This is a genomic window from Mesorhizobium sp. M0862, assembly GCF_040319795.1.
In the GTDB taxonomy this organism is placed as follows: Bacteria; Pseudomonadota; Alphaproteobacteria; order Rhizobiales; family Rhizobiaceae; genus Mesorhizobium.
This window is the reverse complement of sequence record NZ_JAMYOJ010000012.1, coordinates 171,326-186,993: the sequence shown is the minus strand read 5'-3', so window position 1 is coordinate 186,993 and position 15,668 is coordinate 171,326. Positions and strand designations below refer to the sequence as shown.

16 protein-coding genes are annotated in these 15,668 nt (G+C 63.0%); 10 read left to right on the top strand and 6 right to left on the bottom strand.

Annotated elements, in window-relative coordinates; translation table 11 throughout:
• Positions 1-10: 10 nt before the first annotated feature.
• Both greA and NKI15_RS19630 read right to left on the bottom strand, forming a co-directional pair.
• Positions 11-484, bottom strand: a complete 474-nt coding sequence (gene greA / locus NKI15_RS19635) for a transcription elongation factor GreA (protein WP_023683753.1) — start codon at positions 482-484, stop codon at positions 11-13.
• 289 nt (positions 485-773) lie between these two features.
• Positions 774-1,310 (bottom strand): tetratricopeptide repeat protein, encoded by a 537-nt coding sequence (locus NKI15_RS19630; RefSeq protein WP_023741092.1) that lies wholly within the window; start codon positions 1,308-1,310, stop codon positions 774-776.
• 229 nt (positions 1,311-1,539) lie between these two features.
• Between NKI15_RS19630 and NKI15_RS19625 the strand changes: the two genes are divergently transcribed.
• The 3 genes from NKI15_RS19625 (at position 1,540) to NKI15_RS19615 (ending at position 4,161) form a co-directional block, all read left to right on the top strand.
• Complete coding sequence (locus tag NKI15_RS19625; RefSeq protein ID WP_023683751.1) at positions 1,540-1,965, top strand: DUF3775 domain-containing protein; 426 nt, start codon at positions 1,540-1,542, stop codon at positions 1,963-1,965.
• Positions 1,966-2,163: 198 nt separating this feature from the next.
• Complete coding sequence (locus NKI15_RS19620; RefSeq protein ID WP_023741091.1) at positions 2,164-3,240, top strand: extensin-like domain-containing protein; 1,077 nt, start codon at positions 2,164-2,166, stop codon at positions 3,238-3,240.
• Between the two features lie 132 nt (positions 3,241-3,372).
• Positions 3,373-4,161 carry an extensin-like domain-containing protein gene (locus tag NKI15_RS19615; RefSeq protein ID WP_023683749.1) on the top strand — a complete coding sequence of 263 codons (789 nt, stop codon included), beginning with the start codon at positions 3,373-3,375 and terminating at the stop codon, positions 4,159-4,161.
• Positions 4,162-4,181: 20 nt separating this feature from the next.
• Here the strand turns inward: NKI15_RS19615 and NKI15_RS19610 are convergent, their stop codons facing one another.
• Positions 4,182-4,901, bottom strand: a complete 720-nt coding sequence (locus tag NKI15_RS19610) for a gamma-glutamylcyclotransferase (protein WP_023683748.1) — start codon at positions 4,899-4,901, stop codon at positions 4,182-4,184.
• Between the two features lie 112 nt (positions 4,902-5,013).
• On the opposite strand from NKI15_RS19610, the gene NKI15_RS19605 reads away from it, so the two are divergent.
• Positions 5,014-5,721, top strand: a complete 708-nt coding sequence (locus NKI15_RS19605) for an LssY C-terminal domain-containing protein (protein WP_286440051.1) — start codon at positions 5,014-5,016, stop codon at positions 5,719-5,721.
• A 70-nt stretch (positions 5,722-5,791) separates the two neighbouring features.
• Positions 5,792-7,102, top strand: a complete 1,311-nt coding sequence (locus NKI15_RS19600) for a hemolysin family protein (RefSeq protein WP_023741090.1) — start codon at positions 5,792-5,794, stop codon at positions 7,100-7,102.
• A gap of 28 nt (positions 7,103-7,130) precedes the next feature.
• Here NKI15_RS19600 and NKI15_RS19595 read toward each other — a convergent pair whose 3' ends face one another.
• Positions 7,131-8,009, bottom strand: coding sequence for a DMT family transporter (locus tag NKI15_RS19595; protein WP_352513932.1), 879 nt, complete (start codon positions 8,007-8,009; stop codon positions 7,131-7,133).
• A gap of 258 nt (positions 8,010-8,267) precedes the next feature.
• Here NKI15_RS19595 and NKI15_RS19590 point away from each other — a divergent pair, with 258 nt between their 5' ends.
• Positions 8,268-9,563: a glucoamylase family protein gene (locus NKI15_RS19590; RefSeq protein ID WP_023724933.1), complete on the top strand. Its 1,296-nt coding sequence runs from the start codon at positions 8,268-8,270 to the stop codon at positions 9,561-9,563.
• 165 nt (positions 9,564-9,728) lie between these two features.
• On the opposite strand, the gene NKI15_RS19585 is transcribed toward NKI15_RS19590, so the two are convergent.
• A complete protein-coding gene (locus tag NKI15_RS19585; protein WP_023671992.1) occupies positions 9,729-10,334 on the bottom strand; it encodes an NADPH-dependent FMN reductase in 606 nt (201 codons plus the stop codon).
• An 89-nt stretch (positions 10,335-10,423) separates the two neighbouring features.
• Between NKI15_RS19585 and NKI15_RS19580 the strand changes: the two genes are divergently transcribed.
• Entirely contained in the window at positions 10,424-10,792 is a 369-nt protein-coding gene (locus tag NKI15_RS19580; protein WP_023683744.1) for a winged helix-turn-helix transcriptional regulator, read from the top strand.
• A gap of 500 nt (positions 10,793-11,292) precedes the next feature.
• On the opposite strand, the gene NKI15_RS19575 is transcribed toward NKI15_RS19580, so the two are convergent.
• Positions 11,293-11,688 carry an acyl-CoA thioesterase gene (locus tag NKI15_RS19575; RefSeq protein WP_023671995.1) on the bottom strand — a complete coding sequence of 132 codons (396 nt, stop codon included), beginning with the start codon at positions 11,686-11,688 and terminating at the stop codon, positions 11,293-11,295.
• 224 nt (positions 11,689-11,912) lie between these two features.
• Here NKI15_RS19575 and NKI15_RS19570 point away from each other — a divergent pair, with 224 nt between their 5' ends.
• From NKI15_RS19570 to NKI15_RS19560, 3 genes are read left to right on the top strand one after another with little or no spacing between them, the layout of a single operon-like run.
• Positions 11,913-13,529: a GMC family oxidoreductase gene (locus NKI15_RS19570; RefSeq protein ID WP_352886626.1), complete on the top strand. Its 1,617-nt coding sequence runs from the start codon at positions 11,913-11,915 to the stop codon at positions 13,527-13,529.
• A complete protein-coding gene (locus tag NKI15_RS19565; protein WP_352513934.1) occupies positions 13,526-14,740 on the top strand; it encodes a mandelate racemase/muconate lactonizing enzyme family protein in 1,215 nt (404 codons plus the stop codon). Before NKI15_RS19570 ends, NKI15_RS19565 begins: the two co-directional genes overlap by 4 nt.
• Entirely contained in the window at positions 14,737-15,660 is a 924-nt protein-coding gene (locus NKI15_RS19560) for an NAD(P)-dependent oxidoreductase (protein WP_352513935.1), read from the top strand. Before NKI15_RS19565 ends, NKI15_RS19560 begins: the two co-directional genes overlap by 4 nt.
• Positions 15,661-15,668 lie beyond the last annotated feature (8 nt).

Below are 15,668 nucleotides of genomic sequence, written 5' to 3'. Positions count from 1 at the left end.
TTCTGAGGTGCTAGATAAATTGCACCTGGACGATCTCGTAACCCCTGGCGCCGCCAGGTGCGTTGACCTCAATCGCGTCGCCGACTTCCTTGCCGATCAGAGCACGGGCAATCGGCGAGGAGATCGAAATACGGCCCGATTTCACGTCCGCTTCCTGGTCGCCGACGATCTGGTAGGTCTTCTTTTCCTCGGTGTCCTCGTCGACCAGCACCACCGTGGCGCCGAACTTGACCTTGTCGCCGCTAAGCTTGGTGACGTCGATCACCTCGGCCCGAGCAATATAGTCTTCCAGTTCGTTGACACGGCCCTCATTGAGGCTCTGCGCCTCTTTGGCGGCATGATATTCGGCATTTTCGGACAGGTCGCCATGCGAGCGCGCTTCGGAGATCGCCTCGATGATACGCGGCCGCTCTTGCTGCTGGCGCCAGCGCAGTTCTTCCTTCAATGACGCGAACCCCTCGCCTGTCATCGGGACCTTGTTCATGATGCCTGACCTTTCCTGCCGCCACCCCCGCATTTCGGGGAAAGCCTTGTCGATGGGTATAAAAAGAAAACGGGTCCGGCAGCCTCGGGCTAACGGAACCGTTTCACCGCAGTTTTCCCCAATATAGCGATCCTCGCGCGTTTTTCACGCTGAAAAAGCAGGCTTTTTGAAAAATCATGAGCCGATTGTCCAATTGTCGTTACGGCACGTGCAGCGTGTTGCAGTTGCGACAACCAAAAAACCGACTGCGATTGCTCGCAGCCGGCCCAGAGAAGCCGTTGGGGTTGGGTCAGCTTCTCATGAAATGGTAGATCTGTTCGGCCAGCATGCCGTATTCGCGGGAACCTTTGCCGGTCCGCTTCTCGATCTCGGCCAGCTGCGCCTGGGCGCCGGCCAGATCGCCGATCTGCAGATGGGCCTCGCCGAGATATTCGCGCACCAGCGTGTAATCCGGGTTGATGCGGAGCGCTTCCTCGTAATAGCCGAGGCCGACGGTGACACGGCCGGAATGGCGATGCGAATAGCCGAGATAGTTGAGGATGCGTGGATCCTGCTTGTTGGCGGCAAGGCTGAGCACGGCGATCGCCTCATCATAACGCCCGGCCATGGCCAGGTCGTGACCAGCATCGTAGATGTTGTCGTCGTCCAGCATGCCGTACTTCGGCGCGACGCATTTCTGCTTTTTCTTGTCCCAGACCTGCCCCTTCTTGCACTGGGTGGTGGTCTCGGTACCACCGCCACCGCCGCCGGCCGCAAACACCGGAACCGCAAAGAACTGCAGCGCCACAAGCGCCGCAGCCGCCTGGATCAACACTCTTTTATGCATCGAAGCCTCCTTGAGGGATAATGACGATCTTGAGGGATAATGACGATAATGAAAAGCTAACGCCGGGATGCAGACTTTTCATCCCGGAAACCCGCAGCCGCCGAAACTATTTGTGCGGCCGTGCCTAACCTGAATTCGGTCAAAGGCGGGAGCCAGGGATCAGAACATGACGTGACGCGCGCTGCAAATCCGCTATCATTCCGGAAATGATCAGCGGGGGTGCCCGAGAGTGCAACAGCGCCGTGAGCGGGAATGGGAGCTATCGATCGGCCCGGACACCGTGCGCCTGTTCATTCTCAAGGCAAAGGGACTGAGTGCTGCCGTCAACGAAGACTATGCCGACGGTGCCGAGCATGAGGTCGAGCTCGATGGTGAATCACATGCCAATCACCACCATGACGGTCTGGCGGAGGAAAGCGCGGAAGACCTCACCGAGGAAGAGCTGCGCGAGCTGATCAACGACCTCAACGTCGACGAAGCGGCCGAGTTGATCGCGCTGGCCTGGGTCGGCCGCGGCGACTATGACGCAGCGGAATGGTCCGATGCGGTTGCCGCCGCGCGCGACCGCGCCAACAAGCGCACGGCGAAATACCTGCTCGGCATGCCGCTTTTGGCCGACTGGCTGGAAGAAGGGCTGGAAGCGATTGGCGCGTAACGGCGTGGTTACCGTTCGTGATGGGCCGCAGGCAACCTCCGGGCGCTCGCGCCGTTGAGGAGGATGGGGTCGCTTGTACTTTCCCGAACATGCAGAGTTGCACTGGTCATGGTCGTCACGGCTCTGCTGCTGACGCCCCTGCTGACGCAAGCCGACGCCAAACAGCGCAAGAAGCATTACACGCCGCTGTCACAGCGGTTGGAGCAGCTGTTTTCACCGCGGGTCGACTCGCATCCTAAGCCGCGCAGCAAACACCGCCAGAAGCCCAGTCCAAAGCGGCACATCACGCCAAAGCAGGTGGAACAAAAGACCCCGGATAAAAAGCCCTCGCCCGCCGATGTTCCGGTGCAGCCCTCGCGCGTTGTCCCGCTGCCCGAGGCGCGTCCTTCAGAGGCGCCGAAGACCGGCGCGGCACCGATCGAAAAGCAAAAGGCCGAAGGTCCGAACCCCCTTGGCGCGCCCAACCGGTCCAATGACGATCGATTCAACGAAGAAAAGTCCCGTTTTAAAAAGCAGGCGCGGCCCGGACCGTCAGCCCCGAAGCCGTCGACCGATAGGCAAAGCGAGCCCGAGCCGCCGGCCGCGGTGCCGATTCCGACACAAAAGCCAGACACTTCGGAACCTGAAGCTCAGCCGCTGGCCGTTGCTCCGCAACCACCTGAAAAACCCGATGCCGGCGACAAGAAGATGCTGCCCGATGCGCGCTCGGCCGATGTGCCCGATGCAAAAATGCCGGCGGCGGAAGTCGCCTGTCGCGAGCGGCTGATGGCCCTTGGTGTCGAATTCGAGGAGCATAAGGCGGAAAGCAATCCCGACATCGGCTGCTCGATCCCCTATCCCCTGGTGCTGAAGTCGCTCGGAAAATCCATCGCCATCGGACCCACGACCGAACTCAACTGCCCGATGGCCGAGGCGGCAGCCCGCTTTGCCGCCGAAATCATCCAGCCTGCGGCGAAAGCCGAGTTCGGCGCCGACCTGAAATCGATCAACCAGGCATCGGCCTTTGTCTGCCGGCCGCGCAACGGCACGCGCCATCTGTCGGAACATGCCTTCGGCAATGCGCTCGATATTGCCAGCTTCACGTTGTCGGATGGCAGAAAGGTCGAAGTCGGTCCAACGCCGCCCGAGAAGGACGGCAAATTCCTCAATGCGGTGCGCAAGGCCGCCTGCGGACCGTTCAAGACCGTGCTTGGGCCGGGCGCGGACCCGGACCATTCCCTGCATTTCCATCTCGATCTCGAACCGCGCCGGAATGGTGGCACTTTCTGCCAGTAATGGCCCTCCAGTGATCGTCATGCCGGTGATGGTCTGGCTGCCGCATTTCGGCCGCAGGCATGAACGTGGACGCTGAGTTTTCCTTTACCCTTGATCGTTAAAATCCCATCGATCAAGGACAGGATTCCGCCCATGGCCGCAATATTTCGCGCCGCCGCGAAGGCAAAAAGCGCAGCGATACTGGCCACCGGTCTTGCGCTGGCCGCCGTTTCGGCTTGCAACACTGGCAGCGTGCTGTCGCTGCAGCCGGCCGTCGATGTCGGCTCGCAGACCGCGGCCGTGCCGCAATATGAAGGCATGCAGAAGCTCGTCCCGTCCAATCCCTATATGACTGCCGCCTATCCGCGCATGGACGAGCCGATGTCGGAGCCGCAGCAGATGCCGGCCAGCGAAACCGATTGCCGTGGCGAGCTGAAGCGCCTTCGCGTCGTCTACACCGATGTCCAGCCGATCCATGAGGGACAGTGCGGCATAGACTGGCCGGTCAAGGTCTCCGCCATCGGCGGCATCCAGATGAAGCCCGCCGCGACATTGACCTGCGACATGGCCGCAAGTTTCGCCGCCTGGACCAGCAACGAACTGGTTCCTTCCGCCCGCTGGCGCTATTTCTCGGGCGTCAAGACCATCCACCAGGGCTCAAGCTATTCCTGCCGCAACATCGCCGGCGAAGGAGTCCTGTCCGAGCACGGCAAGGGAAACGCCCTCGACGTCATGAGCATCGAGCTCAACAACGGCGACGACATCGACGTGCGCAAGCCCGGCCTGTTTGCCTTCCGCACCCGCGGTTTCCTCAACAATGTGCGCGCCGACGGCTGCCAGTATTTCACCACCGTGCTCGGTCCCGGCTACAATTACGATCACCGCAACCATTTCCATTTCGACATCAAGAACCGCAAAAGCGGCTACCGCGCCTGCCGCTAAGGCGTTTCACCGTTCAGAAATCAGTCGGGATTGGCGTTCCCGGTGGAAGCGATGATTTGCTCGGCCACCAGATCCTGGATGCGCCAAAGGTTCCTGTCGCGGATACCGCTCTCTTCCAACTTGCTGACGGTTCGGAACAGGTATTGAGCCGACGAGCCCCAATGCCCGGCAGCCCGCGCCAGCGTGTCGGCAACCTGCTCCAATGGCAGCCGGCCCGCATAGGCCCTGCCGTCTGGCGCGGCGACGAAAGCCAAGGCCCGCAACGGCCCATCCTTGGTCTTGACCTTGATCCAGCATGGCACGTTAGTCGGCGGGTTGGCATCGATCTCGCGGCGCATCAACTGGCCAAGTTGCCCGACATGGTCTTCCGCGGGCAGCCGATAGACGATGCCGTTGCAGCTGCCGCCTCGATCGAGCGCCAGCATCAGCGCCGGCAAATCACGGGTTCCGCGCCAACGGGTCAGCGTCAGGCAGAACGAGCGGTGCCATCCTGGCGCCGTGGCCGGGCGCTGCTCGACATGGGCGAATTCGGGGTTCCAGATCAGCGACCCGTAGGCAAAGACCCATAGCGCTTCAGGCCGATGCTCCGACAGAAGTTGCTCGACAAGACTATCGAACTCCGCGTCCGTATGCTCGGTTGTTCCGGGCTCGGGACCCGCATCCGGTTCGACACGCTCGACCCTTGCGACAAGGTCCGCGGTCAATGCCATCGAGCTGCGACCCACCGGCTTCTTATCCATTGCTGCTCACCCCACGCAAAAACGATGGCCGACGATAGAACGGCTGCTCGCCGCTGGCCATTGATTTTCAGGGTCCGTCAGGCACAGATACCGCACGGATCGAGCCGCTTTCATGAGCCGACGAAGCCTGCAACGACGCGCATTGACCTGGCTCGCCGCTCTTCTGGCGGTCTGGCTGGCCCTCGCCTATGTCGCTGCGCCGGAATTCTGGACGGTTCGCGACCGCGGCTTTCGCACGCAGACTTTCGAGATGGTGACACACACGCCGCAAGGCATTCCGGGCGACCCGATCAATATCGGCCTTGTCGGTACCGAAAAAGAGATGGTCCATGCCTTCGCCATGGCCGGATGGGATACGGCCGATGGCGTGACGCTAAAGACCGCGATCGAAATCGGTGAGAGCGTGCTGTTCGACCATCCCTATCCTGACGCCCCGGTCAGCCGGCTGCTGTTCGAAGGCCGCGCCCAGGATCTCGCCTTCGAAAAGCCGGTCGGCGGCAGCGCCGACCGGCGCCATCATGTCCGCTTCTGGCGCAGCGATGCGACCGGCGACGACGGCCGAACGCTCTGGATGGGCTCGGCCAGCTTCGACCGCGGCGTTGGTCTCAGCCACGATACCGGCGCCATCACCCACCATATCGCCCCTGACATCGACGCCGAGCGCGATCTCGTGATCCACGACCTGTCGGCGGCCGGCATGGTGATCTCGGTGAGCGACATCCCGGGCATCGGCGCCACCAGGACCGGACGCAACGGCGGCGGCGATCCCTATTTCACCGACGGCAAGGCTGTTGTCGGGGTGCTCAGGCAATTCCCCTGAACCACTGTCATTTTCCAAAAATCATCGCGGACTATTTTCCTGCGGCCCGCCGCAATGCTATTGAGCCCTGATGCTATACGTCGAAATCGCCACCGTGGTCGTCCTCATCTGTGTGAACGGCCTTCTGTCGATGTCCGAGCTCGCCATCGTGTCGTCGCGCCCGGCGCGGCTCAAGGCGATGATCGACCGGGGCGTCAATGGCGCCGGGCGTGCGCTGACGCTCGGCTCCAATCCCGGCAAATTCCTGTCGTCAGTGCAGATCGGCATCACTCTGGTCGGCGTGCTGTCGGGCGCCTTCTCCGGCGCCACGCTGGGCGACAGGCTGTCGGTGTACCTGGCCTCGACCGGCATGCGCGAAAACATCGCCGATCCGCTCGGCGTCGGCATTGTCGTTGCGATCATCACCTATTTCTCGCTGATCGTCGGCGAACTGGTGCCCAAGCAGATCGCGCTGCGCGATCCCGAGCGTGTTGCGGCCCGCGCGGCGCCTGCGATGACCATCCTCGCCACCGTCTCGGCGCCGCTGGTGTTCCTGCTCGACATTTCCGGCCGCGCCATATTGTGGTTGCTCGGCCAGCGCGGCGAGAGCGAGGAAAAAGTCACCGACGAAGAGATCAAGATGCTGGTCGCCGAGGCCGAGCACCACGGCACCATCGAATCTGACGAGCGGCGCATGATCGCCGGCGTCATGCGGCTCGGCGATCGCGCCGTGCGCGCCGTGATGACGCCGCGCACCGAGGTCGACTGGATCAATTTGCAGTCCGATGAGGGTGCCATCCGCAAGCTCTTGATGGAGACCCAGCATTCGCGCCTGCCGGCCGGCGATGGCGGCGTCGACGTCATGGTTGGCGTTGTTCAGACGCGCGACGTGCTGGCCGCCCTGCTTGCCGGCCGCGCACTCGATCCGCGCAAGCATGTGCGCGCCGCCCCCATCGTCTACGATCAGGCCGACGCGCTGGATGTGCTGCAGAAGCTGAAGGAATCCGACGTGCCGATGGCGCTGGTGCATGACGAATACGGCCATTTCGAAGGGATCGTCACGCCTGCCGACATTCTCGAGGCCATCACCGGCGTCTTCCGGGCCGATACCGACGCCGGCGACGAGGAAAACGCCGTCAAGCGCGAGGACGGCTCATGGCTGCTCGCGGGATACATGCAAGCCGACGAGATGGCTGACGTTCTCGGTATCGACCTGCCGGAAAATCGCGATTACGAGACCGTCGCCGGTTATGTGCTGTCGCACATGCACCATCTGCCGACGACCGGCGAATGCGTCGACGCGCAAGGCTGGCGTTTCGAGGTCGTCGACCTCGATGGCCGCCGCATCGACAAGCTGATCGCCACCCGGCTGCCCAGCGGCCATCGCGAAGTGGTGCGTTGACGCTCTGCCGTCAAAGCGAATAGCGCCCTCAGACCGCGGCTTCAATCGGTTCGGCAAGCTTCGGATTGGAGCGCGAGGCGATCAGGCAACTGGCCACGATCAGGGCCGCTCCAGCCAGCGTGGTCCAGGTCGCCGCCTCGTCGAAGAACAGCCAGCCAAACACGATCGCCCAGATGAAGGCGGAATACTCCGTCGGGATTAGATATTGCGCTTCGGCCCGCGCGTAGGACCAGCTCATCAGGAACTGGCCGGAGAGCGACAGCGCCGTCACCCCGGCCAGTGGAAGCCAGAGATTGCCCGGCAGGGCAACCGCGAGCCAGGGAGCGGCGGGGAGAAGGACGGCGGCAACGCACAGGTTCTGGAACAGCATGATCTCGACTGGTTTGGCTACCAGCGCCTGCCGCCGCGAGAGGATCAGATTGTAGGCGTAGAACACCGTCGATGCGAGCACCGCCACCGTGCCAAGCAGGGCATCCCCGGTATAGTTCCCTTGCCCGAACTGTCCGGCCATGATGATGACGACGCCGGAGATGCCCGCCAGCGACGCCCAGATCGCCTGGCGCTGTATGCGTTCGCCCAAAAGCAGCGCCGCCAGCAGGAGAGCGAACAGCGGCGCGACGAAACTAAGCCCGATCCCATCCGCTAGCGGCAATCTGGCAAGGCCCCAGAAGAACGACAGCAGAACGATGCCCACGATCACGGCGCGCAGCGCGTGTAGCCGCAGCACGGAAGGCGTGGGAAGGGAACGCGGCCCCGCCGCCCAGGCCGTGCCCGCGACCACGCTCGCAAGCATGCTTCGCCACAGCACCGTGTTGTAGACACCGACGGCGATCACCAGGATTTTCATCGCCGCATCCATGGCGGACAGAAGGAAGATCGCAAGTGCACAGACCAGCACCGGGGTCATGGGGGAAACGACGCCTGACAGGCTGGGTGACTTCACGGGGCATGCTCATGTGATGGATCGCAGCCGGATATATCAGGGGAGGACGGCCAGGCCAGATGGCAGGGCCGTGCATATGGCGGTCCAACCGATCTTCGCAGCCCCTCGATTTGAATTCGGTGCGTCGGCAGCGCCTTTCGCTATCGGCCCCAGCCTGCCCTCACCCATGATTGATCCGCTGGAAGAATGGCAAAAGCAACCAAAGCCTCTATATCGATTGTCATGGATGCATCGAACGAACACGCGCTAAACGACGAGCTTCTCCAAGATATCCAGCGCCTGTCCTTCGAGTATTTTCTCAACGAGGCCAACCCTGCCAACGGCCTGGTCGCCGACCGCAACACGCAGGCGTCGCCTGCCAGCATAGCCGCCGTCGGGCTCGCTTTGTCGTCCTATCCCGTCGGTGTCGAGCGCGGTTTCATGACGCGCGATGCCGCAATCGAGCGGACGCTCGCCACGCTTCGCTTCTTCTGGAACGCCCCGCACGGGCCGGAGCCCGATGCCACCGGCTACAGGGGTTTCTACTATCATTTCCTCGACATGAAGACCGGCCGCCGCGTCTGGAATTGCGAACTGTCCACGATCGATACCGCCCTTTTGCTTGCCGGTGTTCTGGCCGCCGGCGCTTATTTCGACGAGGACGATGAGCTCGAACTGGAAATCCGCCAGCTTGCCGATGCGCTCTACCGCCGTGCCGACTGGCGCTGGGCGCAGAACGGCGGCGCCACCGTCACCCATGGCTGGCGGCCTGGAAAAGGCTTTCTCCGCTACCGCTGGGAAGGATTTGACGAGGCGCTGATCCTGTACGTCCTGGGTCTCGGTTCGCCGACCCACTCGCTAACTCCCGAGAGCTACGCGGCCTGGCTGTCCACTTACAAATGGAAGACCATCTACGGCCGCGAGATGGTCTATGCCGGCCCGCTTTTCATCCACCAGTTCTCGCATATCTGGATCGATTTTCGCGACATCCGCGATGCCTTCATGCGCGATCACGACCGGGACTATTTCGAAAACAGCCGCCAGGCGACGTATCTGCAGCGCGATTACGCAATCCGCAATCCGAGGGGGTTCGCGGGCTATGGCGAGAATTGCTGGGGCGTCACCGCCAGCGACGGCCCAGGTCCGATCGCGCGGCGAGCCGATGGACGCCGCTTCTTCGGTTATCTCGCCCGCGGCGCACCGTTTGGCCCCGATGACGGCACGCTGTCGCCATGGGCGGCAATCGCCTCCTTGCCTTTTGCGCCGGAAATCGTGCTGCCGGCGCTGCGCCATTTCCACGAGATGGACCTGCGCGACGGCAACCCTTACGGCTTCACCGCGAGCTTCAACCCGACGATCGCTGCCGACGACGGCCGCGCCTGCGGTTGGGTATCGCCGGACCATGTCGGCATCAACCAGGGGCCGATCGCCCTGATGATCGAGAACTACCGGTCCGACTTCCTGTGGCGATTGATGCGCCGCGTGCCGGCCATCACCACAGGACTGCGCCGGGCCGGGTTTTCCGGCGGTTGGCTGTGACAGGCGGCGATCCTTCGCGCGGGATCGTCAAGGCATCAGCGCGACCTTGCCGGTCCGACTCCACCATCCGGCCAAGGGAGCCGAGAGCGCCTCTTCACGTGAATGAAAAAGGGCGGCGCAAACGCCGCCCTTTGGAAAAATCATCGGTCCTTGGGAGGATAAGGCTCAGGCCGCCTGGGCTTCGCCGGCAATCGCGTCGGCCTGACGCGCTGCCTTGAGCACGCGGGCCCACCAGGCAACGTCGTTGACCAGCGCCGTGGCAGCCTGGTTCAGATGCTCGATCTCCTCGAGCTTCTTCTCGCCCTGGCGCACCGCCAGGAAATCGCTCCAGGCAATGTGAACGGCGGATTTGACCGGCGCCATCTGCAATTCGACCGCGGCAAGACGCAAATGTTCGACAGCGCGCGAGCCGCCGACGCTGCCATAGCCGACGAAACCGGCCGGCTTCTTGTTCCATTCATTGGCGGCGTAATCGATGGCGTTCTTCAGCACGGCCGTCGGGCCATGATTGTATTCGGCGGCGGTGAAGATGAAGCCGTCGAATTCGGCGACCTTCTTTTGCCAGCGCTGGGCAACTTCGTTCTGCGACGGCGCCCAGGCGGACGAGGCGACCTCGTCGAAGAAGGGCAGCGGCCAGTCGCGCAGGTCGACGGTCTCGACGTCGATGTCGGCATGGGATTTCGCGATCTTGGCGATCCACTGGGCGGGCACATCGGCGAAACGCGCGGCGCGTGTCGAACCGACGACGATGGCGATTTTGGGCTTGGACATGGGGCTCTCCATATATGCAAAAGCTGGTATCGTTTGGATACCGGCGCTATATGAGATACTGACAAATGGCAGCGCAAGGAGGCACCGTTATGTTACTGAGGCACCCGCACAACACCGAAGACTGCCGCGCCGTCTCGGAAATCCTGCAGCGCGTCGGCGACAAATGGACCGTTCTGGTCGTCGGCAAGCTGGGCGGCGGACCGCTGCGTTTCAATGAGTTGCGCGCCGCTGTCGGCGGCATTTCGCAGAAGATGCTGACCACCACCTTGCGCGGTCTTGAGCGCGACGGCTTCGTCACCCGAACCGTGTTCCCGACCATCCCGCCACGCGTCGACTATGAGCTGACGGAGCTCGGCCATGAGCTGCTGGTGCCGGTCGGCGCGCTCGGCGAATGGGCGCGGAAGAACACCTCGCGGGTCCAGGCGGCGCGTGAAAGATTCGATGGCGTGCACGCCTGAAAACCGTTGCTCAGCAATAGTTTACGGATTTTGCCGTCCACGACGCGTACCCGGGTTTAACTGGATCCGCCCTTGCATCGTTGGTCACGCCATGGCGACATAGCTGCAGCGTTTCGTTCGCCGGCGCATCATCATTTTGAGGCTGACGAGGTCTTCCGCTGACGGGCCCTCAGGCCTTTGACGCAGGGTTGCTGCAACACACTGCGCCGCACGTCTCTACCCTTGCAGACCGCTGGGCAGTCCGCTCGTTGCCAACGGTCCGGTCGTGCGTGCAGGCAACGCTTGGAAGCTCTTTCCTGATCTCGGTATAAGCGGTCGTGCCAAGCAGGCAGATCACCGCGACGAGGGCCGCCACGAGCCAGCCGTTCAGCATGTGTTGACGCATTGTCTTCCCTCCGCCGCCCGCAGAATCGGATGTGAAGGCAACCATTGGATGTCGCGCAGCGCATCGCCCGCGCGGGGGATGTTACATAAGCGCAAGCTTGGCAGAATCGACGATGTCAACTTTCGGTTGGAATCGGCTTCGGCTTGCCGTCGCTATCCAGCGCCACCATGACGAAATCGGCGTGGGTGACCTTCTCCATCAGGTCGGAGAGGTAGCGTTGCGCCCAGGCCTCGACCTTGAGCGTCATGGAGGTGCGGCCGACGCGCTCGACATGGGTGTAGATGCACAGCGTGTCGCCGATCTTCATCGCCTTGGCGAAGGACATTTCCTTGACAGCCGCCGTCACCACGCGACCCTTGGCCCGCTCGGCCGCACGGATGCCGCAGGCAAGATCCATCTGCGCCATCACCCAACCGCCAAAGATGTCGCCGGCCGCATTTGCATCGGCCGGCATGGCGAGCGTACGCAAGGTCAGATCGCCGATCGGCCGTCCGTCCGCGTAATGCACCATCTGCCGGATCCCCTGAAACGATTGCCCTCGATCCCCTAGCGTCATGGACCCAAGAGGTCAACGCGACGGGCGAGGCTCCCGGCGCAATGTCGGTTCCATGGCAGCTTTTCCGGCCAGGCGTCTCACGGTCGCATTTTTCACAACGCATGCCGGAAGGCACCGCGACTTCGGAAGCCTGCCGCGGATAGGCTGCAGCCAGTTTTGCGGAGCCGCCGACACCAATCATGCAGACCTATGACTTCATCATCGTCGGCTCCGGCTCAGCCGGCTCGGTTCTCGCCGACAGGCTGTCGGCTTCCGGCCGTTACTCCGTGCTGGTGCTGGAAGCCGGCGGCAGCGACCGCCGCTTCTATGTCCAGATGCCGCTTGGCTACGGCAAGACTTTCTTCGACCCCGCGGTCAACTGGAACTACAAGCCCGAGCCGGACCCCGGCCTTGCCGGCAATGTCGACCATTGGCCGCGCGGCAAGCTGCTTGGCGGCTCAAGCTCGATCAACGCCATGGTCTGGATCCGAGGCGCGCGCGAGGATTTTGATGACTGGCGCGATGCCGGCAATCCCGGTTGGGGTTATGACGATCTGTTGCCGGGCTTCAAGGCGCTTGAGGACAATGAGGCCGGCGCCGACAGATGGCGCGGCACCGGCGGGCCGCTGCATATCACCGACACGACGAACGCCGTCCATCCGCTGACCAGGCGCTACCTCGCAGCCGGCCAGCAGGCTGGGCTGCCGCTCAACCCTGACTTCAACGGCGCCGCCCAGGAAGGCGTCGGCACCTACCAGATCTCCACCAAAAACGGCCGCCGCATGTCGGCCGTGCGCGCCTTCCTGCGCCCCGCGATGAAGCGCAAAAACGTCCGCGTCGAGACGAATGCGCTGGCGAGCAGGATCCTGTTCGAGGGCAAGCGAGCCGTCGGCATCGAATATCTGCAGAACGGCGAGACCAAGACGGCGCGGGCCGGCCGCGAAGTCATCCTGTCCGCCGGCTCGATCAACTCGCCGCAGCTCTTGCAACTTTCCGGCGTCGGCCCCTCGTCACTGCTCATGGGGCTTGGCATCCCGGTCGTCCACGCCAACGAAAATGTCGGCGCGCATCTGCAGGACCATGTCGGCATCAACTATACCTTCAAGGGAAACGTGCCGACGCTCAACCAAATCCTGCGGCCCTGGTGGGGCAAGCTGCTGGTCGGCATGCAGTACATCCTCACCCGCTCCGGCCCGCTGTCGCTGTCGATGAACCATGGCGGCGGCTTCTTCCGATCCGACCCGGCGTTTTCGCGCCCCAACATGCAGCTTTATTTCCAGGCTTTCTCGACCGTCATTCCGAAGAGCGGCGAGCGGCCGATCCTGACGCCAGATCCGTGGCCGGGCTTTTCCATCGGCCTCTCCAACTGCCGCCCGTCCAGCCGCGGCGAGATCATGATCCGCTCCAGCAATCCGCTGGACTATCCCAGGATCGTCGCCAACGCCTATTCCACCAACGCCGATGTCGACGAGATGCTGGCGGCGGTGAAATTCGTGCGCAAGATAGCCTCGATGCCCGCCATGGCCGAGATCATCACTGAGGAGGTTTTGCCGGGCCCATCGATCCAATCGGATGCCGATCTGATCCAGGATTTCAGGAAGCGCTCAGGCACCGTCTATCACCCGGTCTCGACGTGCCGCATGGGGCCGGGCGCCGGGGCCGCCGTCGTCGACCCGCGCCTGAAAGTGCACGGGCTCGCAGGTCTGCGTGTCATCGACGCCTCGATCTTTCCCGCCAACATCACCGGCAACACCAACGCCGCCTCGGTCATGACCGGATGGAAGGGCGCCGAACTGGTTCTGGAGGACCAAAAATGAAGATCACCGACGTCAAGACCTGGGTAGTCGGCAACCCGCCGCCCGGCATCGGCGGCAAGTATTTCATCTTCGTCAAGCTGACCACCGATGGCGGCGTCGTCGGTTACGGCGAGGCCTACAACGCCACCTTCTCGGCTCACATAACAGCGAAGCTGGTCGAGGACATGGCCGAGCGTTACCTGATCGGCCACGATCCGCATGACATCGAGACCTTCTTCCGCCGCGCCTATTCCTCAGGATTTACCCAGCGCCCCGACGTTACCGGCATGGGCTGTTTCTCGGCGCTGGAAATGGCCTGCTGGGACATTGTGGGCAAGGAAGCCAACAAGCCGGTCTACAAACTGCTCGGCGGCCAGGTGCACGAGACGCTGCGCTCCTACACCTATCTCTATCCGCATACCGGCAGCGTCCATTCGGAAGACGCGCCGGACGGCAGGAACGTCTATAACGACCCTGAACTGGCGGCGGCCTGCGCGCTCGAATATGTCGAGCAGGGGTTCAACGCCGTCAAGCTTGACCCGGCCGGTCCTTACACCGCCTTCGACGGCCACCAGCCGCGCCTGATCGACATCGATGTCTCCACCCGCATGGTCAAGGCGATCCGCGAAGCCGTCGGCACCCGCGCCGATATTCTGTTCGGCACGCATGGCCAGTTCACCGCGTCGGGCGCGTTGCGCATGGCGCGCGCCATCGAGCCCTACGATCCCTTGTGGTTCGAAGAGCCGGTGCCGCCCGACATGCCTGAAGTGATGGCTCAGGTGGCGCGAGGCACGTCGATCCCGATCGCCACCGGCGAGCGGTTGACGACCAAGTTCGAATTCGCCCGAATCATCGAAAACCGCGCCGCCACCATCCTGCAACCGGACCTCGGCCGTTCCGGCGGCATTCTCGAAACCAAGAAGATCGCAGCCATGGCCGAGGCCTACCACATCCAGATCGCGCCGCACTGCTATTGTGGGCCGATCGTTGGCGCCGCCAACATCCAGCTGGCGGTGACCTTGCCCAACTTCCTCATCCTGGAATCGCTGAAGCAGTGGGATGGTTTCCATGCCACGCTGTTGAAAAAGAAGATCGAGTGGCAGGACGGCAATGTCATCCCTTCGAAAGAGCCCGGCCTTGGTGTCGAGCTGAACGAGGCGGTCTGCGATGCCCATCCCTACACCGGCAAGGATTTGCATCTGCAGATGATGCAGATGCCGTTGATGCCGTGAGCACGCGCGAAAACTACGCCTTCGTCGGCCTTGGCCACCTTGGCGCCAACCTTGCCGCCAGCCTGCTCCGCAATGGCTTTGCCGTCACCGTCTTCGACCGCGATCCCGCCGCCGTCGAGCGCCTGGTTGCGCTCGGCGCCATCGCAGCGAACAGCCCGGCTGAAGCGGCAGCGCTAGCCGGCAACGCCATCACATGCCTGCCCTCGCCCAAGGTCAGTGAAGCGGTGCTGGCTGGTCCCGGCGGACTGCTGGAAGGATTGCCCAAGGGCGGCACATGGATCGAGATGTCGACGAATGGCCGCGACGAGATTCTGCGCCTCGCCGCCCTCGCCTCGGCCAAGGGCGTCGAAACGCTTGAGTGCCCGGTCACCGGCGGCGTGCATCTGGCCGCGGTCGGAAAGATCACCGCGCTTGTCGGCGGCGATGCTGCGCTTTACGAGCGCCATCGTCCGGCCATCGAAGCGATGTGCGCAAAGTCGTTCCTGATGGGTCCGGTCGGCTCGGCGGCGGTGATCAAGGTGATCACCAACATGCTGGCCTTCATCCATCTCGTCGCCGCCGGCGAGGCGCTGATGTTGGCCAAGCAAGGCGGCCTCGACCTCGCGCAATCCTACCACGCCATCGTCGCCTCCTCCGGCAACAGCTTCGTCCATGAGACCGAAAGCCAGCTCATCCTCAACGGCTCCTACGACATTGGCTTCACCATGGACCTGGTACTGAAGGACCTCGGCTTTGCGCTTGCGATGGGCAGGGAGTTCAGACTGCCACTCCAACTGGCGCCGCTTGTGAGTGAGATTTTCCTGATGGGCAAACAGGAATATGGCGGCGGCGCCTGGTCGACCCAGATCGTCAAACTGCTCGAGGATGCCGTCGACATGGATCTGCGCGCGCCCGGTTTCCCAGCCAAGCTGGAAAGCTAAGCCGGGTA